This window comes from Candidatus Oleimmundimicrobium sp. (genome assembly GCF_030651595.1).
Lineage (GTDB): Bacteria > Actinomycetota > Aquicultoria > UBA3085 > Oleimmundimicrobiaceae > JAUSCH01.
Genome location: NZ_JAUSCH010000057.1, coordinates 13,230 through 33,027 on the forward strand (window position 1 = coordinate 13,230; position 19,798 = coordinate 33,027).

The 19,798-nt window shown below is 38.8% G+C and carries 22 protein-coding genes; 1 reads left to right on the forward strand and 21 read right to left on the reverse strand.

Annotated features, from left to right (window positions below; translation table 11 throughout):
* Window positions 1-68 precede the first annotated feature (68 nt).
* The 6 genes from tsaD to Q7U95_RS03840 all read right to left on the reverse strand — a co-directional run bounded on the left by tsaD (window position 69) and on the right by Q7U95_RS03840 (window position 4,184).
* Window positions 69-1,127, reverse strand: coding sequence for a tRNA (adenosine(37)-N6)-threonylcarbamoyltransferase complex transferase subunit TsaD (tsaD, locus tag Q7U95_RS03815; protein ID WP_308751992.1), 1,059 nt, complete (start codon window positions 1,125-1,127; stop codon window positions 69-71).
* A 3-nt stretch (window positions 1,128-1,130) separates the two neighbouring features.
* A complete protein-coding gene (gene rimI, locus Q7U95_RS03820) occupies window positions 1,131-1,652 on the reverse strand; it encodes a ribosomal protein S18-alanine N-acetyltransferase (RefSeq protein ID WP_308751994.1) in 522 nt (173 codons plus the stop codon).
* A gap of 21 nt (window positions 1,653-1,673) precedes the next feature.
* Window positions 1,674-2,411 (reverse strand): tRNA (adenosine(37)-N6)-threonylcarbamoyltransferase complex dimerization subunit type 1 TsaB, encoded by a 738-nt coding sequence (gene tsaB / locus Q7U95_RS03825; RefSeq protein WP_308751996.1) that lies wholly within the window; start codon window positions 2,409-2,411, stop codon window positions 1,674-1,676.
* 400 nt (window positions 2,412-2,811) lie between these two features.
* Complete coding sequence (gene tsaE, locus Q7U95_RS03830; protein WP_308751998.1) at window positions 2,812-3,333, reverse strand: tRNA (adenosine(37)-N6)-threonylcarbamoyltransferase complex ATPase subunit type 1 TsaE; 522 nt, start codon at window positions 3,331-3,333, stop codon at window positions 2,812-2,814.
* A gap of 7 nt (window positions 3,334-3,340) precedes the next feature.
* Window positions 3,341-4,030 (reverse strand): uracil-DNA glycosylase, encoded by a 690-nt coding sequence (locus Q7U95_RS03835; RefSeq protein WP_308752000.1) that lies wholly within the window; start codon window positions 4,028-4,030, stop codon window positions 3,341-3,343.
* The gene (locus Q7U95_RS03840) at window positions 4,008-4,184 is read right to left on the reverse strand and encodes a zinc ribbon domain-containing protein (protein WP_308752002.1); all 177 of its coding nucleotides are present in this window, start codon (window positions 4,182-4,184) and stop codon (window positions 4,008-4,010) included. Before Q7U95_RS03840 ends, Q7U95_RS03835 begins: the two co-directional genes overlap by 23 nt.
* 187 nt (window positions 4,185-4,371) lie before the next feature.
* Here Q7U95_RS03840 and Q7U95_RS03845 point away from each other — a divergent pair, with 187 nt between their 5' ends.
* Entirely contained in the window at window positions 4,372-4,671 is a 300-nt protein-coding gene (locus Q7U95_RS03845; protein ID WP_308752004.1) for a DUF3467 domain-containing protein, read from the forward strand.
* Between the two features lie 491 nt (window positions 4,672-5,162).
* Here Q7U95_RS03845 and Q7U95_RS03850 read toward each other — a convergent pair whose 3' ends face one another.
* The 15 genes from Q7U95_RS03850 to Q7U95_RS03920 form a co-directional block, all read right to left on the reverse strand.
* Window positions 5,163-5,684: a nitroreductase family protein gene (locus tag Q7U95_RS03850; RefSeq protein ID WP_308752006.1), complete on the reverse strand. Its 522-nt coding sequence runs from the start codon at window positions 5,682-5,684 to the stop codon at window positions 5,163-5,165.
* A 23-nt stretch (window positions 5,685-5,707) separates the two neighbouring features.
* The gene (locus tag Q7U95_RS03855; RefSeq protein WP_308752008.1) at window positions 5,708-7,174 is read right to left on the reverse strand and encodes an HD domain-containing protein; all 1,467 of its coding nucleotides are present in this window, start codon (window positions 7,172-7,174) and stop codon (window positions 5,708-5,710) included.
* Between the two features lie 30 nt (window positions 7,175-7,204).
* A complete protein-coding gene (locus tag Q7U95_RS03860) occupies window positions 7,205-7,627 on the reverse strand; it encodes a BCAM0308 family protein (RefSeq protein ID WP_308752010.1) in 423 nt (140 codons plus the stop codon).
* Window position 7,628: 1 nt separating this feature from the next.
* Complete coding sequence (locus Q7U95_RS03865; protein WP_308752012.1) at window positions 7,629-8,156, reverse strand: NTPase; 528 nt, start codon at window positions 8,154-8,156, stop codon at window positions 7,629-7,631.
* An 11-nt stretch (window positions 8,157-8,167) separates the two neighbouring features.
* Window positions 8,168-8,668 (reverse strand): BsuPI-related putative proteinase inhibitor, encoded by a 501-nt coding sequence (locus Q7U95_RS03870; protein ID WP_308752014.1) that lies wholly within the window; start codon window positions 8,666-8,668, stop codon window positions 8,168-8,170.
* 17 nt (window positions 8,669-8,685) lie between these two features.
* On the reverse strand, window positions 8,686-9,801 hold the full coding sequence (gene alr, locus Q7U95_RS03875) for an alanine racemase (RefSeq protein WP_308752015.1): 1,116 nt from the start codon (window positions 9,799-9,801) through the stop codon (window positions 8,686-8,688).
* A gap of 30 nt (window positions 9,802-9,831) precedes the next feature.
* The gene (locus Q7U95_RS03880) at window positions 9,832-10,290 is read right to left on the reverse strand and encodes a CBS domain-containing protein (protein WP_308752016.1); all 459 of its coding nucleotides are present in this window, start codon (window positions 10,288-10,290) and stop codon (window positions 9,832-9,834) included.
* A 1-nt stretch (window position 10,291) separates the two neighbouring features.
* Complete coding sequence (locus Q7U95_RS03885; RefSeq protein ID WP_308752017.1) at window positions 10,292-11,827, reverse strand: NAD(P)H-hydrate dehydratase; 1,536 nt, start codon at window positions 11,825-11,827, stop codon at window positions 10,292-10,294.
* Window positions 11,828-11,829: 2 nt separating this feature from the next.
* Window positions 11,830-12,210: a holo-ACP synthase gene (acpS, locus tag Q7U95_RS03890; RefSeq protein WP_308752018.1), complete on the reverse strand. Its 381-nt coding sequence runs from the start codon at window positions 12,208-12,210 to the stop codon at window positions 11,830-11,832.
* Window positions 12,211-12,432: 222 nt separating this feature from the next.
* Complete coding sequence (glmS, locus tag Q7U95_RS03895; protein ID WP_308752019.1) at window positions 12,433-14,259, reverse strand: glutamine--fructose-6-phosphate transaminase (isomerizing); 1,827 nt, start codon at window positions 14,257-14,259, stop codon at window positions 12,433-12,435.
* A gap of 76 nt (window positions 14,260-14,335) precedes the next feature.
* Window positions 14,336-15,673 carry a phosphoglucosamine mutase gene (gene glmM, locus Q7U95_RS03900; protein ID WP_308752020.1) on the reverse strand — a complete coding sequence of 446 codons (1,338 nt, stop codon included), beginning with the start codon at window positions 15,671-15,673 and terminating at the stop codon, window positions 14,336-14,338.
* A 79-nt stretch (window positions 15,674-15,752) separates the two neighbouring features.
* On the reverse strand, window positions 15,753-16,817 hold the full coding sequence (locus Q7U95_RS03905) for an alanine racemase (protein WP_308752021.1): 1,065 nt from the start codon (window positions 16,815-16,817) through the stop codon (window positions 15,753-15,755).
* Between the two features lie 159 nt (window positions 16,818-16,976).
* Complete coding sequence (rpsI, locus tag Q7U95_RS03910) at window positions 16,977-17,351, reverse strand: 30S ribosomal protein S9 (protein ID WP_308752066.1); 375 nt, start codon at window positions 17,349-17,351, stop codon at window positions 16,977-16,979.
* A 13-nt stretch (window positions 17,352-17,364) separates the two neighbouring features.
* Window positions 17,365-17,826, reverse strand: a complete 462-nt coding sequence (gene rplM / locus Q7U95_RS03915) for a 50S ribosomal protein L13 (protein ID WP_308752022.1) — start codon at window positions 17,824-17,826, stop codon at window positions 17,365-17,367.
* Window positions 17,827-18,575: 749 nt separating this feature from the next.
* Complete coding sequence (locus tag Q7U95_RS03920) at window positions 18,576-19,784, reverse strand: methionine adenosyltransferase (protein ID WP_308752023.1); 1,209 nt, start codon at window positions 19,782-19,784, stop codon at window positions 18,576-18,578.
* Window positions 19,785-19,798: the final 14 nt, after the last annotated feature.

Sequence of the window (19,798 nt, forward strand, 5' to 3'; positions counted from 1 at the left end):
AAAAGGAGAAATCAAAGTTATCCACATTATCCACAGATAAGAGAAATATTAAATTAGTTTACATAAATCTAAATTTCCTTTACCAAAGACAGGTTTGGATCAGCATTTGCGTCTAGCGAACAAACTATTTCTTCCCCATATTTATCTGCCTTCCGGTAACGATAGTAACCCACACAAGCAATCATAGCAGCATTATCGGTACAAAGAGGAAGTGAGGAATAAAAAAGTTCTTTGCCTATCTTGGCTGCTTCCTTTTTTAATCGCTCTCTAAGAGATTTGTTCGCGGCAACTCCTCCAGCCAAAACTATCTCATCAACAGTTCTTTCTCTGGCTGCTCGAAGAGTTTTATGAATTTGAACATCTATTACCGCAGCTTGAAAACTTGCGCATAAGTCGGGAATATTTACTTCTTTACCTTCCGCCTTAAGTTTTGAAATATAATTTAAAACGGCTGTCTTGAGACCGCTTAAACTAAAATCATAATTATTGGTATTAATCATAGCTCTGGGAAAATTTATGGCCTTAGAATTTCCTTTTGCAGCCAACTTATCTATTATTGGACCACCGGGATAACCTAAACCCAAAAACTTAGCTATTTTGTCAAACGCCTCTCCGGCCGCATCATCCAAGGTTTCTCCAAGAACTTCATATTCTCCAAAATCCCCCATATAAACCAGAGCCGTGTGCCCACCTGAAACAACGAGAGCAATTAAGGGCGGTTTAAGGTTTGGGTGCTCAAGAAAATTAGCCAAAATATGAGCTTCAATATGATTTACACATATAAGAGGAAGTTTTGTCGCATAAGAAAGTCCCTTGGCAACACCTAAACCCACCAACAACGCTCCTACCAAACCGGGGCCCCGAGTAACCGCGATGGCATCAATATCATCCAAGGTAACATTTGCCTCGAGCAACGCCTCTTCTATAACAGGGCTTATGAGTTCCACGTGTTTTCTGGAAGCAATCTCAGGCACTACCCCGTTAAACTTTTGATGCCATTTAACTTGAGACGCGATAATATTCGACAAAATCCTCTTGCCATCAGCCACAACCGCCGCAGCGGTTTCATCACAAGATGTTTCTATTCCTAAAATTAAAGTTTCCTGGCTCAAATCTGTGTTATTCATACTTTATACCTCATTAAATTTAATAGAATCTCTAATACTTTGTAATTTATTTTTATAATTGGCTGAATTTAAGTCATCAACAACCATAATCACCGCATCTTCTCCACTATCAGAATAGTAATTTTTTCTTAAACCTAACACCCGAAAACCAAATTTTTCATAAAATTTTAAGGCAATTAAGTTTGATTTTCTCAACTCAAGAAAAAGACGCTTGCTCCCTCTATCCTGAGCTGCTCTTATTAATTTTAATAAGAGCATACTGCCAATTTTCTTCCGTCTATAGCTTTCATTAATAGCAATGTTTGTTATATGCGCCTCAATTTTGTTAAATATGGCTCCTGCGTATCCAATAATCTTGCCACCAACTTTTGCCACAAAATAAGATGCATAATCAGGCTGTCTTAATTGCTCTTTAAAAACTTCAGCCGGCCAGGGGGAGGAAAAAACTTTTTTCTCAATTTTAACAACCTCTTCGATGTCACTGAAATGCATGGGCGATATCTTAATCCTTCTCCCTTTCAGCATTCTCTTTCGCCTTCCATCGCTTTACTCCTGAGCCTGTGTTTTTTTCCACATTTCCTCGGCAATAGGAATTCGAGCATAAATTGGCACAAGCGTTAGATAGTTATCGTATGCACCACTTTCTAATCTAATAAACGCCAAATCTTTTATACTCGAGGCCTTGGGGCACCACATCTCCGATGAAGCAAAATTTACTTTTCTTATCCGTTTTTTAAAGAGAGACCCATATAACTTTAACCCGTCTCCAACTAAAATAATCTCACCATCCTGATTTATGTTGTTTAACTTATCAGATAACTTTTCAGAAGAAAGAGCTTCATAATTAGTTAAACGTTGAATCCCTTCATTAGAACATTTATAAAGACAGGAGTAGACTTCTTTCCTCTTGGCATCCACAACAGCACAAACCAGGCCACTATCAAGACTGAGATTTTTAGCCAGCGCGTCTAAAGAAGAGATGCCAATAATTGGTTTTTTTAAACCCTGGGCAAGACCTTTGGCAATGGAAACGCCAATCCTTACCCCTGTAAAAGAACCGGGACCAAGGCCAACCGCAACTACATCAATATCTCTTATATCACAGCCAACATCGGATAATAATGAATCCACTAAAGGCAAAAGCTTTTGCATATGACCTTGTGGTGCATAAATACTGCGTTCTCCCAAAAGAACATCTTTTTTGCCTATCGCAACCGTGCAGAAATCACTCGACGTATCGAAAGCAAGTAACAGCATGAAATCTCCTTTCTTTATTGAAATCATATCAACTGACAACCTTTTTGAGAACTAAAATGTTATATGCCTGTCAAAACTGCTCTTTCAGCACAGAAAATTACAGCATTTGTAAACATTTTGGTTATAAACTGAATGGCTTTTAAGATAGAGCAGAATGTTATATATTAAATATAGAGAGGTAGTAATTATCGGGTTGTTTGTTCTCAAGTTTTTTTGAAAAGATAGCGTTATTAAACTCTATATTTTTAATTTGCCGGAAAGACAGATTAAGGTGTTTCGATTGATAACTGCATGACGCGGCTTTAGTTACCGAGCCATGCGGAGATTCATTGAAACATTTGGCATAAGGCATTAGCTTAAGGACGGAACTCCATTGCTTGACACCGAAAAAGGTAGCCAGCAAGTGGAGGTGCCCGCCGACTGGGCCTCAAATCTCTGAGGTACTCTTGCCGGAGCGACAGTCTTTCCGGCTTTCTTTTAACCATTTTTTAGCTATTTTTTTCCAACGTCCACCATGAGGTATTATATCTATTTCTCTAATGTTTTCTTCCAAAAGACGTCTAAATTTTATCTCTAAAAAATCCTTAGGTAAAAGAGGAGCTACTTTATCACCCCACTCAATAACCGTAATACCATCCCCAAAAAAATATTCTTCATAACCAATATCTAACATTTCTTGCAAAGATTTAAGGCGATAAACATCAAAGTGGTAAAAAGGTAAATTTGATAAGCTCATATATTCTTTAATTAGAGCGAAGGTTGGGCTGGTTATCTTCATATTAATTCTCAAACCATGCGCTAATCCTTTGACAAAACACGTTTTACCCGCGCCTAAATCACCCGTTAAGCTAATAACATCTCCCGCTTGAAGAAATTGTGCTAATCCTTCAGCTAGCTTTTGAGTTTCAGAAACAGATTTTGTTAAAACAATAAGCTCGTTTCCTTTCACTCTTCTCCTAAAAAAACATTAACTGTTCTGTAGTTTCTTCTTTTTGAGCCAATTTATCAACTTTGCTGCTTAACAACTCTTTAAGTATTAAAAAATCGGCCTTAAGCTTGTCGAGGTTGGTTCTTTGATATAAAGCCGCAGCTGGGTGATAGATAGGAAATATATAATAGCCGTTACCGTCAAAACACTTGCCCCGAACCTTTGAAATGGGAACATTTTTATCCAAAATAACCTGAGTCGCAAACCTACCAAGCGTGCAAACAACCTTGGGTTTAATTATCTCTATCTGTTTCAATAAAAATGGTTTACATGTTTCAATTTCACTCGGTAAAGGATCTCTGTTTTTGGGAGGCCTACATTTTAAAACGTTGGCAATATAAATTTGGTCTCTTACAAGTCCAATTGAGTCCAATAATTTATCAAGTAGCTTCCCCGCGGCACCCACAAAAGGTTTTCCCTGTATGTCCTCATTGCACCCAGGTGCTTCTCCCACAAACACCAAATCAGCATTTTCATTACCAGCTCCAAAAACAATGTTTGTCCTCGTTTTACCAAGAGAACACCTCTGACAATCTTTTAACTCTTCATAAAACTCCGCTAAAGTTTCCACCGAAAAGAAACACTCCTTTCTTAATTTAACTACAGCCATCACAACTGGAGGCCGAACAAGTGCCTCAGCTCGAAGCAACTCCGCCATTGGTCTCTCCTTTGAGACCAAAGCTGGAAAAGAGCTTTAATATATCCTTTGAGCCACAATGAGGGCATTTTAAATCATTGTTTTCTTTGCCCACACCAACGAGTAACTCAAATTTTTTATTACATTTCGAACATCTATATTCAAAAATAGGCATCTTATCACCTTTTCAATTCTATCAATTTAACAAAAAAGCTGCAATTGATAGATTCCCGCGCCTTTAAATTATTAAATCTTCAATTTAAAAAACTATTAATTTAGCCATTTTTAAACTTTTAGGATTATAATTTATCTAAAGCTAAATAGACAATCAAATTAATTACAATAACTTAAGGAGGCAAACCGTGTCTTTTGAAAAGAAAAGAGAGATAAAAGTCAACTTTCCTGAAAGCATGCAAGGCGGAGTCTATACAAACAATACAATTATAACTCACACCAAAGAAGAGTTTATTATGGATTTTCTTATGGTTGCTCCCCCTTCTGGAGCAGTAACGGCCCGCGTCATCACCAGCCCGGGACACATGAAACGCATTCTTGCAGCTTTACAAGAAAACATCTCTAAATATGAACAAAAATTTGGGGAAATCAAAGCTTCAGCGGCACCTATGGAAACTATCGGTTTTGTTCCGCCAACGAAGCATTAATTGATGGTTTAAGTGTTAGGAGAACGGATTAAAATAAACTACCACTAGCCAAATAGCCCGGCTTTACATCCTCGATAGCCAATGGCTCGCTCACTGCCATTCGCTCAATAGCTAATAGTTCAAACCATCTGCTATATGCCATTCGCCATCAGCTAGTTGCCATATCATTTAAATACAAACTCTGGTCACCAGCTACCAGCCGCCAGGAAAATTAAAAGTATAAACTTTCATTGTTTTTATTTTTTAAACCCCGTGGGCCGGGTAGACAGCGACCCTCCAAAGGCGAGCAAGCCCTCCTGTGGCGGGTAAACATATGAGCACATTAACCTAATTTATATACCATATCATTTTTAGGCGTAAAAATAGGTTGTTCAGGAAGTGAGTTGAAGCTGTCTGACCCCGGAGTGAAACAAGGGGGAGTTCTGCCTGGTACAGGCCCGCATCGGGGGCAGGCGATCCAGAGCTGTTATCCGACCCACAAAAAAGAAATCTCAATCCAGGTATTCAACAACATCTTCGATTGGCATTCTGCTTGGTTTTACATTCTTACGAACAGGATATCCCAATGGAATTATCGCCAAAGGTTTTAAATTTTTGGGTAAGTCTAACAACTCTGCCACATTGTCTTCATAAAAAGCTCCTACCCAACAAACTCCAAGCCCTTCAGAGCAAGCTGCTAAAAGAATGTTTTCTGTTGCAGCAGCAGCGTCTTGAATTGCATAGAGTTCTCTTCCTCGAGTACCATATGCTTCACCACAAACATCTAAATTAGAACAAACAATGATGACTACAGGCGCCTCTGCTATAAATTGCTGGTTAATAGCGGCTGTTGTAAGCTTGTCTTTTAACTGAGGATTTCTTACAACCCAAAATCTCCAAGGCTGGACATCCCCGGCAGACGGGGCCTGGCAAGCAGCCTCAAGAATTTTGTTAACAAGCTCAAGTGAAACATCTCTTGTTTCATCAAAAGACCTTGTGCTGCATCTTTTGTAAATTGCTTTATAGACATCCATAATATTCTCCTTAAAAATTGTTTTTATTTTTTAGTGTAATCCTCTATGTATTTTTCTGCAAAAACCAAAGCTTCTTCTTTTGTCGAGATTTTACCCTCCGCCCTGGCTTCTTCAATTTCCTCAAGTAATCTTCCAATGAGCTTTCCAGGCTCTAAGTTAAGTTCTTTTATTAAATCATGGCCCGTCAACAAAGGCAGTATAGGTTTTTCAATAGTTGAAAAATAGATTTTCATAATATTTTTAACAAAATCTTCATGACGATTAAGGGATTCTTTGGTAGAAAGCGGCCCTAAAGTAGCCCCGCGATCTGCTAAGGAAAGAAGTAAAATTTCAACAGTTTCATCTCCGGCATCTCTTAAAAATCTTCTTATGGCTTTGTCAGATGAACCTTTTTCTTTTGAAAGAAAGCCCGGCCTCATATGTTCGGCAATTAGTTTACCGACAATTTTTGTGCCCTCCTTGCTAATTTTTAAACGCTTGCAAATTCCATTGGCTATTTTGAAGCTAATCTCGGAATGATGATAGAAACACACTGTTTCTGAAGAATTAACAGATTTAGTTTTCGGTTTTCCGACATCGTGAAGCAAAACAGCAAATTTAAGGGGTACCACTCGATTAAACTCTCCCTGAAATGGCTGATTTATATGACTTAAAATCTTTTCATGTTCACTCGGAAAAATCTTTTTTAAATTAGCTAAGATCTCCTCGAGATTTTTTAAAGTAAGCAAAGTATGGCCCCAAACGTCGAGATGATGATAGTTGTTTTGAGTAACACCCTTCATCTCCTCAACTTCAGGAAGAACAAACTTGATGATATCTAACTTGCCCAGTAGCTCAATTGCTTTGTAAAAATGAGGAAGAGCAAAAATCAAAAATAGTTCCCGTTGTAACCTTTCAGCAGAAACATTTTTAATTAAATTAACGGACTCTTTCAAAAAAGAAACCGTTTTTAATTCAATGTTAAAACCAAGTTCAACAGATAATCTAACTGCTCTCAAAATCCTTAAGGGGTCCTCTTTAAAAGCTTCAGGGCAAACTGCCGAGATATTTTTATTCTTGATATCACGCAAACCCTCGAAAATATCGATAACTTGAATAGGCATTGTCTCCTCTGCCAATTTTTTGGCGTCAACAGCGAGAGAATTTACCGTAAAATCTCTCTGCTTCAAATTATCCTCTATTTTCCCCTGCATAGAGCAGACATCAATTTTTCTTAATTCCTCGTTTTTTACAACTATCCGTGCTACCCCTTTATTTCCTAAAAGAAAAAAACTACCGCCAAGAACATCTACAAGCTTCCTGCAGTATTTTTCGACATCACCCACAACAACTAAATCAATATCATTTCCTGTTCGACCAAGAACTTTATCTCTTATATAACCGCCCACTAAGTAGGCCTGGTTGGGATTATCTTTCACAAACTCTAAAACTCTCAAAAGAAGCTCATCGCCTGCCGATAAATCACGTAAATTAATTCTGGATATTCCCATTTAATTAGCACCGTATCCTATCAATTTTTGTTAACTTCTCTCCCAATTGACCCGAACAAACTTCTCGCCTTCAAGCCATTGAATATCGAGCTTGCCAGAGAATGCCCTTTCAAACTCCCTGCCAATAAGTTCGGCCAGAGCTTTGTCAGTTGTTTCAATTGAAAAACCTTCCGGCGTTTCTCCCATCTTAAAAATTCTTGCAGCCACGTTCCTTTTTTTCTTCTTTTCAACAGTATTGTGTATCAAATTTAAGGCCTCGTCTTTATGGTTTTTTATAAAATCTCCCTTGATAAGAACCACTCCATCGACCATTTTCTTTTTTAATTTTTCACAACCCAAACATAAACCCATCTCAACATCGGATTTCTTGCTTAGCTTTTCATAAAGATTCTCATCGTACACCCACTTGCGCCCATCAAATACCGCTTCGCAACTTGAACATAATTTCATCATTTTAAATCCCCCTTTTCAATATGTTAATAATCTTTTCGGGCATTTTTTCTCGATTTTCATATGATAATTCAAGAATCATTACATCTTTTCTGGCTTTTATTTGCTCAATAAATTCATTTTTAATCTTTCCGATGGTCGCCAGGACAAGATTCGGTGAGTTTAAAATATTTTCTACAACACGTTTAAAATTATCAGAGTGTAGCTCCATCTTCCCAATTTCATCAATTATAATCAAACTATTGTCGTCAGAAATTCCTTCAAGAGCTAAAACTCCAATTCTTTCAAATTCATCAATATTTACCCCATATCTCCCTACTTTAATGGGACCAGGAAAATTCTCGTGGGCAAGAATCCCTTCCTTAAGGTTATCTGTATCACCAATTACTTTTATTTTAAAACCTCTTCTTCTACCTACTTCTCTAATTTCTTCGGTATAAAATCCAACCACGCGTCCGGAGTAAAGCGTTAAAACCTTCTTTATTAAAGTAGTTTTTCCAACTCCGGGAGAACTAGTTATAAGAATATTCAAAAAAACTCCTATCAATCAACAATTTTAATCTCTAAATCTAATATGATTTCTCTTAACTCATCTGAAGTTGAGTAACCTTTAACCACATAACTTCCAACCGGAACTCGCTCTCCTTCAAAATTCTCCTGAGGCCAGACGACTTCATAAACAAGCTCTTCGCCGGGCTCCAGCTTTTTTTCCCGCAAAATCATGGCAAAAACTTTCCCGTATGACCAGCGCCAAACTTCATTTCCGGAATCATCATTCACTAAAAATTCATATTCTTGCCCCGAAGTAAATGAGAGTTTTTGAGGATTATCACCCGTATTCTTAATATTTAATTTCAGAGGAACTTCCTCACCCGAAAAAAACGTTGACTTCGAAATTGAAAACTTAACTTCAAATCCTTTTAATTGTTGATAAGACACCGGAGAAACCATATCAGTAGATTTTTTAGAAACACACCCGCCTATAAGTAATAAGGTGAGGAGAGTTAAAGTTATAAAAATAAGATGTAATTTTTTAAGGGTCATCTCGAGTTCCTAACTTTTTAAGAATTTTGAGAAAGATATCTTCTTGGAACCCTTCCACTTATCATGCAAACTACTTCATAATTTATTGTACCTAAAATTTTTGCAAGTTCGTCCGCCATAATTTCTTTTTCGCCCTGGCTTCCAATAAGAACAACCTCGTCATCCACTTCAGCTTGATGATTACCTACATCAACCATAAATTGGTCCATACAAATATTTCCAACCACAGGAAATCTGTCCCCCCGCAACAATACGGAGCTTTTATTCGACAAAAGCCTACTATAACCATCGGCATATCCTAAAGGCACAGTTGCTATTCTGGTTTCGTTTTTAGCACGATAAGAGTGACCGTAACTTACTCCTTCCCCGGCTGAAATAGTCTTTATAAAGGAAACGCGCGCCTTAAATCGGAGAGCCGGGCTTAAAGCAATCCTATCCTTCGTTGCTTCCGTTGGATGAAGCCCATAGATAGAAATTCCAACACGCACCATATCTAAGTGAGTCTCAGGCATTAAAATCGTTGCGGCACTATTAGCAGCATGCTTTATGGGAATAATGCAACCATTATCTTCCAAGTTAGAAATTAAGGAAGTAAACTTCTCAAATTGTGCTTTTGTGTAATCTGGCGACTTCCCCGCCATCGCAAAGTGTGTGAAGATTCCCTCAACTTCTATAAAATTGAGGGTTTTAATATAGTTTAAAAAATTAAGTGTTTCTTCAGGAAAAACACCTATTCTATTCATACCGGTATCAACTTTTACATGAACACTAACCTTTTTATTTAATTTCTTTGCTTCTTTAAGGAGCTCATCTACTACTCGCTTTGAACAAACCGTGGGAATAAGCTCATTTTCAATCACCAATTTTGCAGATGACGGAGGAATTTCGCTTAAAATTTGAATGGGGCATTTAATTTCCGCCTTCCTGAGTCTGACCCCTTCTTCAGCTGAAGCAACACCCAGTCTATTGGCACCGGCACCTAAAGCAGTTTTAGAAACCTCCACATCCCCATGGCCATATCCATTTGCCTTAACTACAGCCATAAGCAAGGTATCCTGCTTTAATTGTGCTTTGATTAAAGATATGTTCTTTTTTATTGCGGAAAGATCAATCTCCGCCCAAACAGGACGCAATCATTTGCTCCTTTGCCGGTTAAACCCAATTTAGCTTTTTACAATTGTCTTCATGATATCGGCTTTCGTTATAATACCAACTAATTTTTTACCTTTTAAAACCGGAACCCTGCCTATTTTTTTATCAACCAAGATTGTAGCTGCATCCTTAACAGAGTCATCTTCATTTACACAAATAATATTTTCACTCATTACTTCCTTTACTTTTGCCCCAACGGCCTTTTTTAAACCTTCCTCAAACTTCTTTAAGCTTCCTAAATATATGTATCCATCTAAAAAATGAAGATATGTTGGGAAATTAAGCTTAACATCCCGCATTATAAGATCGTCTTCCGTAACCATGCCAACCACATCACCGTCATCATCCACAACAGGCGCTCCTCCAATCTTGTTATCAAGAAGAATTTGTGCCGCCTCTTTCACAGAAGTATTTTCGTGGATTGTAATTACATTGGCCTCCATAATGTCCTTAGCTTTCATATTTTTCATCTTAAACTCCCTCCAATATTTTTCTCATAGCTTTCGGCAAATAGTTAATTAAATCTCTCGCTATCACGCAATAAGGGGTCATTTCTTCAGCAGCAATATCCCCTGCAAGCCCGTGAAGGTAAGTTCCGAGAACAGCTGCCTCAAAAGAATCAAGACCTTGGGCCATAAAACTACTTATAAAACCAGCAAGGATGTCACCCGTTCCCGCTGTAGCCATCCCCCAATTACCGGTAACATTTATCGAAAAATCATCATCGAATCCGATAATGGAGTAAGCCCCTTTAAGAACAACCGTCGTCTTCCACTCCAATGTGGCACGTTTTACATACCCCAAACGATCTTTTTGAATATCTTGTGCCAAAACCCCAAAAAGACGTGCTAATTCCCCCGGATGCGGGGTTACAACAGTCGGCTGTAAACGTTCTGTTAAAAGATGTGTCTTATTAATTATAGCATTTAGTCCATCGGCATCTAACACCATTGGAGATTTAATATCAGAAATTAACTTACAAATGAGGGAAAATGTGCTGGCATTTTGTGAAAGGCCCGGCCCCAAGACAACTACATCAAAAGATTTACTTTCCTTAATTATTTTTTTGTAAGCAGCTAAATCCAAAGAACCAACATCAGTTTCAGGTAGAGGAAGTGTCATAACTTCAGTTAGTTTTTCCTCCAAAATAGGATTTAAACTTTCAGGGATACCAAGAACAACCAACCCGGCTCCCGCTCTCAAAACAGCGTTAGCCGTTAAAACAGCCGCTCCCGTCATTCCACGAGAGCCAGCAATAACTAAAACTTTACCCCTGGCTTTTTTGTGAATATCTCCCGGAGGAATGGGAAGTAAATTTTTAATATCACCCGGTAATGATACTCGAGCCAACCCTTCTTTTACGGCCTCTAAGGGCAAGCCAAGGTCAGCTATCACAAGCTTACCAACATAGTCCGCCCCCGGATACATAAACAATCCAATTTTGGGCGCTATAAACGTCACTGTTTTGGTGGCTTTTATGCAAACGCCGTGAATCTGACCCGTGTCTGCTTCAACTCCGGAAGGAATATCAGCTGACACAACTTTTAAGTTTGCGGAATTAATCCTCTCCACAACTTTCTCCGCAAATCCCTTAATCTTCCCTTTAAATCCAGTGCCAAATATAGCATCTATCACTAAATCCGCTTCTAAAAGAGCTGGTCCAAACTCTTTTAAATTAGTTTGATTTAAGATTTTAGGCTCCATAAATCTCTTTAATTCTAGAAATGCATCGTTGGCCTCTCCTTCTATTTCATTCTCGGCACACAGAAAAAAGGAAGTTACCCTTAAACCTCTCTCGATTAAAACCTTGGCGGCAACAAAACCGTCTCCTCCGTTATTACCTTTTCCAGAAACAATTACAACTCTTCCTTGCTCCCCCACAATATCAAAGACTTCATTGGCCAAAACCCTGCCGGCTTCCTCCATTAAATCTCTTAGAGAAACTCCCAAATTTTTTACTATATTCTCTTCTACTTTTCGCATTTGTCCACTGTTAACAACGAGCATCTCTATTCCTCCAATTTGATGGCCACCGCTGAAGCAATAGCACTATGGTGACAAAAAGAAAGACTTATAAGAACATCGCCAATTTCATATTCTTTTAATTTTTTAGCAGCTCCACCAAAAAACTTAACAAATGGTTTGCCAAGTTTGTCTCGACAAATTTCCAAATCAGTCCACTCAACCCCACGAAAACCTGTTCCTATAGCTTTAAGAATTGCCTCTTTAGCAGCAAAACGAACGGCGAAATGGAGAAAAGGATTTGCTTTGCTAAGACAATAATCCTGCTCTGAAGAAGTAAATACACGAACTTGAAACTGAGGGTGACGCTGAATAGCTTTTTTTACGCGTTCAATCTCAATGATATCGACGCCTATCCCTTTAATCATCTCAATCACTCTTTCCTGAAATTCATAATTTTGCTATCAACAAAATAGCCCGGTACGACCTCGATGGCCAATAGCTCGCTCACTACTGTTCGCTCAATAGCCGAATCTCAAACCATAAACCATCAGTCCAAAAATAGTTAGCTTGTTGGTTGCTGGTTTGCTTTCTGCTTTACCTTTATTTTTACTCTATACCCCATCTGCCATATGCCATAAGCTATCTGCCTATTCAACCGTCACACTTTTAGCTAAATTTCTGGGTTGGTCCACATTGCAACCTCTTACCTTCGCCATGTGATAAGCTAAAAGCTGGAGGGGAACTACCGCGAGAATAGCCGATATAATTTCGGGCGCCTCGGCAACATAAAAAACATGGTCGACAACCTTTTTAATTTCGCCATCTCCACGTGAAGCAACGGCTATTATGTCAGCCCCGCGTGCCTTTACTTCCTGTATATTCCCAAGAATCTTCTCATATACCTTACTCTTAGTGGCAACAACAACTACCGGCACCCCGTCATCAATTAAAGCTATAGGCCCGTGCTTCATTTCTCCGGCTGCGTAACCCTCAGCATGAATATAAGATATCTCTTTTAATTTCAATGCGCCTTCAAGAGCGACCGGCAAACCAACTCCTCTTCCAAGAAAAAGAAAGTCGGCACAGTCGGCATAATTTTCGGCTACTTCTTTAATTTTCCCGTTACCTGAAAGGATTTCTTCTACTTTATCAGGTAACAGTAAAATATCCTTAATTATTGCCGATGCTTCTTTTTCATCAAGACACTTATGAATTCTTGCCAAATAAAGAGCGAAAATATAAAGGGCAACCATTTGAGAGACCAACGTTTTGGTGGCTGCGACTCCGATTTCCGGGCCCGCATGAGTATATACCACCCCATCTGCCTCTCTGGTTATTGTGCTTCCCAAAACATTAGTGATGCCAATAACCTTGGCTTTTTTGCTTTTCGCCTCTCTCACACCTGCCAACGTGTCCGCCGTTTCTCCGGACTGAGTAATTGCTATAACCAAGGTGTTCTCGTTTAAAATAAGGTCAGAATATCTAAATTCTGAAGAAATATCCACTTCAACCGGTATTTTTGCCCAATGTTCAATGGCCGCTTTTCCAACAAGCCCAGCATGATAGGAGGTGCCACAAGCTATAATAACCACCTTATTTATTTTAAGTAACTCTTCTTTGTTAAATTGCAAATCATCAAAAAATATTTCGCCGGTTTTATTAAGTTTATCACGCGTGGTTTCCCTTATAGCTTTAGGTTGCTCAAAAATCTCTTTGAGCATAAAATCTTCAAATCCACCTTTTTCTGCCGCCTCTTCGTCCCATTTAACCTTAAAGATCTCTTTCTTAATTTCCTTCCCATCAAAAGTAGCCATATAGACTCCTTCAGGAGTAACTTTTGCCATTTCATAATCTTCAAGAATAAAGATATTCTTCGTATGATTTAAAACAGCCGGAATATCCGAAGCAACAAAATACTCATTATTGCCAACTCCAATAATAAGAGGGCTATCTTTTCTGGCCACCACAATTAAATTAGGATGGTCTTGACAAATAACAGCTATGGCAAAAGAACCTTCTAATTTTTTCACGGCCTTTTGAACTGCCTCAAAAAGATCTTTTTTATAGTGTTCTTCTATTAAGTGAACTATCACTTCGGTATCTGTTTCCGAGTGAAAGATGTGGCCTTTTTCCGTCAATTGTTTTTTAATATCCAAAAAATTCTCAATTATGCCATTATGGACAAGGAATATCTTATTTTTACAGTCTTCATGCGGATGAGCATTTTCCTTAGTAGGCCGCCCATGGGTTGCCCATCGTGTATGCCCAATTCCTAAACTTCCACAAGGTTTATCTTTATTTACAGCGGCTTCAAGATGAGACAAATTTCCAACTTCTCGCATTATGTTAATTTTTCCATTGTCAAAAAAAGCAATGCCTGCTGAGTCATATCCTCGATATTCTAATTTTTTTAGTCCCTCAATAAGAATTGGAACAGAATTTTTACTACCAATGTATCCTACAATTCCACACATATAATCTTTCCTCCAAATGAATTAACTGGTTTATCTGATTGTCAATTTTTAGTTTATAGTTCGTGGTTCATTTCCCTTAACTCAATTCTTTCTTAACCGTATCGGCAACCTCTTCCGCTATAATGTTGGCCTTCTTTTTGGTGTCGCTTTCCACCATCACCCTAATTAAAGACTCAGTCCCAGATGGTCTCACAAGAATTCTCCCTTTTTCTCCCAGTTTCTTTTCCGCTTCTTCCACGGTTTTCCAGATATTTATGTTTCCTTTTAATCGATCTTTATCAACAACTTCAACGTTTATAAGAACCTGGGGAAGGCGCGTCATAATAGAAGTAAGTTCTGAAAGCTTTTTGCCTGAGTCTCTAATCACATTCATTAACTGAAGAGCCGTTATAATTCCATCACCAGTGGGATTATGTTTAAGAAATATGATATGGCCCGATTGTTCTCCACCAAGAACCGCCCCACATCGCAACATTTCCCTTAAAACATACTTGTCACCCACATCTGTTTTTATAACATTTATCCCTTTTGCCCGCATTGCCAAATCAAACCCTAAATTAGTCATTACCGTAGTCACGACGGTATTTTTAGGTAACTGCCCAATTTCTTTAAGGTAAACCGCGCATATAGCCATAATAAAATCACCGTCAACTAAGTTGCCTTTCTCGTCAACGGCAATAACTCTATCAGCGTCTCCGTCATGAGCTAACCCAAGGTCAACATCGTGCGACCTTGTAATCTCTTGGATGTTTTCAGGATAAGTTGAGCCACACATCTCATTTATATTTAAGCCATTCGGTTCCGTATTTAAAGGTAAAACATTTACCCCCAGCTCTCTTAAAATACGTGGAGAAACTTTGTAGGAAGCTCCATTGGCACAATCAATAACCACTCTAAAACCATTTAATTCTCCGTATATTGTACCTACCGCATGCTCAATATATCTTTCTTTAGCATCCGCCGCCTCTTTTACCACACCGACGTCCCCACCGGTTGGTCTTTCAGCAGACTCATCTAAATCCAACTTCATTTCTATTTCATCTTCCAATTCATCGGAAATTTTAAAACCCGAAGGACCAAAAAACTTGATTCCATTGTATTCCGCAGGATTATGCGAAGCTGAAATCACAATACCACCATCAGCAGAGTAATCCTTAGTTAAGTAAGAAATAGCAGGTGTGGGAATAATTCCAGCCCTTAAAACATCAACTCCCGCAGAGCATACCCCGCTTATTAATGCAGATTCTAAAAAGTCTCCCGAAATACGCGTATCTCGCCCAATTACAATTTTCCCTTTTTTGCCAGAAGGTACCAATAAAGAAGCTCCCACATAGCCCAAATTGAAAGCCAATTCAGCCGAAAGATCCTTATTAGCTATGCCGCGTACTCCATCTGTACCAAAAAGTTTAGCCAAAAATACCTCCAAATTTTAAATTTAATAATGCATAATTATAACCTTTATCATGCTTATATGCGAACGCAATCATCTAAATTTAAATGTACTTTTTTAAAACAAACGGCGAAGTCATCGCCATCTGAAGAGCATAATATTCCGGAATAACCGACAAAATATCCCCATAGGAAAACGTCTCATTAGCGTCACTTACATCAACAATCATGTGGTCCGCCGTCACCCGCAAAATCTTTCCGTTAAAACAAGGTTTTAGTGTCTCGCTTCCCACATCTTGCTTGCCAAGAGCAACCACCGCTTGTTTAAGCCAGCCCTGGGGATATTTCTTCTCCCTCACTTCAAGAATTTCCGCAAAGAGTACAAAAACATCTTGGTGAGTTCCTTTTATTGGTTTAAAAGAAGTTGGTTCTTGCCCTAAAAGTATGGCTTCTCCAATGCGTAGCTGATTTATCTCTTTGGGGAGTACCCCTGCCATCATAAGATTCCAAGTGCTTGAACTCCCTCCGGAAATAACTTCAATCTCAATTCCAAATTTTCTTTTTATCGATTTTGCCAGTTCAACCAAGAGCAAAAAATCATCACCAGCGAGGCCGGGACGAACTCGTGTGCAATCAACAACTTCTCCCTGTGAATTGCTTTGATAACTATCTTGAGCAGGCAGAGAACAAATATTGGCGCCTATGCCAAGAAGCTTCACATGTTTTAAGCCTAAGATTTTATCTGCCGCTCCCAATAAATCCTCGGGGAGTATGCCTTCCCTTAAATCGCCCATCTCCACCATAAGAATGACTTTATACGTTTTCCCCAACTTTATTGCTTCATCGGACAAGTAAGCGGCCGCCTTGACATCTGAAATTAAGCAAGTTTCTGAATATTTCACCGTTTCTTTCGCTTCGTCACACATAGGTTGCCTTAGCGCTATAAGATTATTAAAACCATTTTCGTATAGTTTTTTTATATTAGAAATTCGGGAATCGGCAATCCCGGAAACTCCACCATTTAACATGGCCCGAGCTACCTCAAGATTGCCTAAACATCCTTTTGTTACGCCAATTACATCTATTCCATTTTTTCGACATTGCTCAACAATTTTTCGCGAATTATGCTCAATTTTCTTTAAGTCAATCGTCAAACGAGGATAAATCAAATTTTATCACCTCAAGAAAGATAAAATAAATCGGAATTGATAACCAATTAATATGATACAAAAAAAGAAATAAAAAAGGCAGAAAGTAAAATTCTTTCTGCCCTGTCTCTTAACTTAATGTATCAATAAACCTACACACAAACGTAAAAAAAGAAAAAATTATCGTTTTGAAAATTGTGGCCGCTTGCGAGCTTTTTTAAATCCGTATTTTTTACGCTCTTTAACTCGTGGGTCCCTAGTTAAAAGACCGAATTTTTTAAGATCTTTTCGGAAATCCTCATTTACTTTGAGAAGGGCCCGGGAAATTCCATGTCTTAGAGCTCCTGCTTGTCCTGAAATTCCTCCACCAATTATATTAGCTTTAACATCATATTTATTAACCGTGTCCGTGGCTTCAAAAGGCTTTTTAATTAAAACAATCGATGTTTCCCGCCCAAAATATTCCTCTATGCTTTTACCGTTTATAATAAAATTACCATTACCAGGCATCATTCTTACCCTAGCAACAGATTCTTTTCTACGTCCTGTTCCCATGTATACAACCGCTTTATTGGCTGTCACTTACTTCTCCTTTCACATACTTCAACTTATATATCTTTGGATTTTGAGCTTGATGTTTATGATCCGATCCGGCATAAACTTTTAATTTTTTTATCATAACCCGTCCCAATCTATTGTGAGGCAACATTCCCTTAACCGCTTTTTTAATCACAAAAGCAGGTTTTTTCTCTATAAGAACATCATAACTAATTAATTTTATTCCACCAGGATAACCGGAGTGGCTAAAATGTTTCTTTTGCTCAAGCTTTTTGCCTGTTAATTTTACCTTCTCCGCATTAATCACTATTACATGATCACCGGTATCCATGTGAGGAGTAAACATTGGTTTATGTTTTCCCCTAATTAACTGAGCAACCTCGCTGGCTAATCTGCCTAGAGGAACCCCTTCAGCATCTACTACATGCCATGCTCTTTGTATATCACTCAGCTTGGCTGAATAAGTTTTCATCTTTCCTCCATAAAAACTAAAAATTGGTATGTGTTGTTAACATACCAGTCACCAGACTAGTATCTGGCGAACTCTATGTATATTAATGAAAAGGAGGTAGTAAGTCAAGGTTTTTGTGATAAAACCTTGACTTTGAAAAGAAGACTATTTCCTTCATTTTCTTGCGTGCCCAAGAAAACGGAAGCAAAAGAAGGGCAGCCGATCATTTTTTAACGGCTCCAAAATAACGGTTGTTCAGGCGCCTGCAGAACTCGCCGGGCTAAACTATATCCTTCCCTTTGGCTTTTTGCAAAAAGTCAAAGCTTCCAACTACGTTGTAAATCGGATATAAGCCTAACTCAAACAGCTTCGGCTTATTCCCTGAACAACCTATTTTTACACCTAAAAATGATATGGCGTTTAAATAAAAAGGCGTACTCAGAGTCGCTCTAAGCAAGAGCCACGGGGTATTAAAACCCAAAAGAAAAAACCTTTTATACGTTCCTACTGGCAGGCACGGTGCCGCAGATATTCAAACTTCCTTTGCTATACGGCGTGCTCATATGCCTGCCCGCCTCTGGAGGGTCGCCTACAAACAACCCACCTGGGTTTTAAAAACTAAAAATAAAAGACAGCTTCGGCTTATTTCCCGAACAACCTATTCCTCCGCCAAAAAATGATATGGCGTTTTAAATTAGGTTAATGTACTCATACGCTTGCCAGTAAACGCAGTAGGCATGGCCGGGGAAACCAGGGGTTTATAATATAAACTAACAAACAGGATATTTGCCCTCGATAAGCTCTTGGCAAAATTCACTAATTGTAGAGAGTTCATGGTCAACTACATCTTTGATATCACCTGAAATAGATTCAAGAGATACGCCCTTTTTTAAAACAACCTGAACCGAAGCCACCTTGGGCCTGTCTATAGGGCTTCCAATTTGGCTGCAAAGCCAAACATATACTTCTCTTATTCCCTCAACTCGAGTGTAAATTTCGTTGGCAATCTTATGTGTGAGAAAATTATATATTTTCCCCACATGGCTCACCGGATTCTTTCCGGCTGCCGCTTCAGTGCCCATCGGTCTGTTTAAGGAAATTACCCCGTTTACTCGATTCCCTCTACCCACTTCCCCGGAATCGGCATCTTCAGCCGACGTGCCCAAAACGGAAAGATAGATCCCATTCATTCCTCTTCCCCGAGTATCCAAAGTATTTAGCTCAGCATTTATTCTTTCCATTACATCAAAATTTCTCAAGAAATTCCCAAGATCTTCGGCTATCTCATCCTTTTTTGAAAAATAGTCTTTTTCACTCTTTATAAACCTAGAAATAAGCGGCATCGCCACAGTTAAATTAAGCTCATTTTCCACTCGATAACCCATTACCTTTACATCTTCACCAGTTTCAGGAAATCTTTCTTTAAAATCTGAAGAGTTTAAATAGTTCTCCGTTTTTAAAACAATCGACTCAGTTTTGGTAAGAGGAGCGTAACCTACAGCAGCCGACGTATCATTAGCCGGCAAGAGTTTATCGCTTCTTAAAAAAATCCCCGATAATTCCTCGGAGCTGGGATGGAGTTCAGAAAAATACTGCAAATCCTTTTCGGAATCCACAAATCTTAAGTTATCTGCTATCCAATCTTTGGCTGCTCGAACTGCTATCTCTTCAACCGGTATCTTTATGCCCTTGGCTTCAAAGGTCGCCCTATCTCCAATATAAAGCTTCATCGGACTTTTTACCCGTCCACCGCCAAATTTTCTCTCTACCTGGCCCGCGACTAAAAGCCCCTTATCGATATTGTGATGAAGAATTCTGCCAAAATTTTTTTGATACTCCTTCGATAGAACCACCGATATTTTTTCCATGACCGCGTCACAAATTGAATCAGGATGGCCCTTGCCCTTTCTCTCTACTATCTCAACTTGGTGCTCAAAAACAGGCAAGCCGCTTAAACCCTCAATCACAATATTTCGCATCTTGTTCAGCTCCT

Excerpts from the sequence above, each read along its gene's own strand:
- Q7U95_RS03920 (WP_308752023.1), bottom strand. The coding sequence starts at position 19,784 with ATGCGAAATATTGTGATTGAGGGTTTAAGCGGCTTGCCTGTTTTTGAG.
- Q7U95_RS03850 (WP_308752006.1), bottom strand. The coding sequence starts at position 5,684 with ATGGATGTCTATAAAGCAATTTACAAAAGATGCAGCACAAGGTCTTTT.
- Q7U95_RS03855 (WP_308752008.1), bottom strand. The coding sequence starts at position 7,174 with ATGGGAATATCCAGAATTAATTTACGTGATTTATCGGCAGGCGATGAG.
- acpS (WP_308752018.1), bottom strand. The coding sequence starts at position 12,210 with ATGATTAAAGGGATAGGCGTCGATATCATTGAGATTGAACGCGTAAAA.
- rimI (WP_308751994.1), bottom strand. The coding sequence starts at position 1,652 with ATGCTGAAAGGGAGAAGGATTAAGATATCGCCCATGCATTTCAGTGAC.
- Q7U95_RS03835 (WP_308752000.1), bottom strand. The coding sequence starts at position 4,030 with ATGGCGGAGTTGCTTCGAGCTGAGGCACTTGTTCGGCCTCCAGTTGTG.
- Q7U95_RS03840 (WP_308752002.1), bottom strand. The coding sequence starts at position 4,184 with ATGCCTATTTTTGAATATAGATGTTCGAAATGTAATAAAAAATTTGAG.
- tsaB (WP_308751996.1), bottom strand. The coding sequence starts at position 2,411 with ATGATTTCAATAAAGAAAGGAGATTTCATGCTGTTACTTGCTTTCGAT.
- Q7U95_RS03885 (WP_308752017.1), bottom strand. The coding sequence starts at position 11,827 with ATGCTCGTTGTTAACAGTGGACAAATGCGAAAAGTAGAAGAGAATATA.
- rpsI (WP_308752066.1), bottom strand. The coding sequence starts at position 17,351 with ATGGGAACAGGACGTAGAAAAGAATCTGTTGCTAGGGTAAGAATGATG.
- Q7U95_RS03870 (WP_308752014.1), bottom strand. The coding sequence starts at position 8,668 with ATGACCCTTAAAAAATTACATCTTATTTTTATAACTTTAACTCTCCTC.
- rplM (WP_308752022.1), bottom strand. The coding sequence starts at position 17,826 with ATGAAAACTTATTCAGCCAAGCTGAGTGATATACAAAGAGCATGGCAT.
- Q7U95_RS03880 (WP_308752016.1), bottom strand. The coding sequence starts at position 10,290 with ATGAAAAATATGAAAGCTAAGGACATTATGGAGGCCAATGTAATTACA.
- glmS (WP_308752019.1), bottom strand. The coding sequence starts at position 14,259 with ATGTGTGGAATTGTAGGATACATTGGTAGTAAAAATTCTGTTCCAATT.
- Q7U95_RS03860 (WP_308752010.1), bottom strand. The coding sequence starts at position 7,627 with ATGATGAAATTATGTTCAAGTTGCGAAGCGGTATTTGATGGGCGCAAG.
- tsaD (WP_308751992.1), bottom strand. The coding sequence starts at position 1,127 with ATGAATAACACAGATTTGAGCCAGGAAACTTTAATTTTAGGAATAGAA.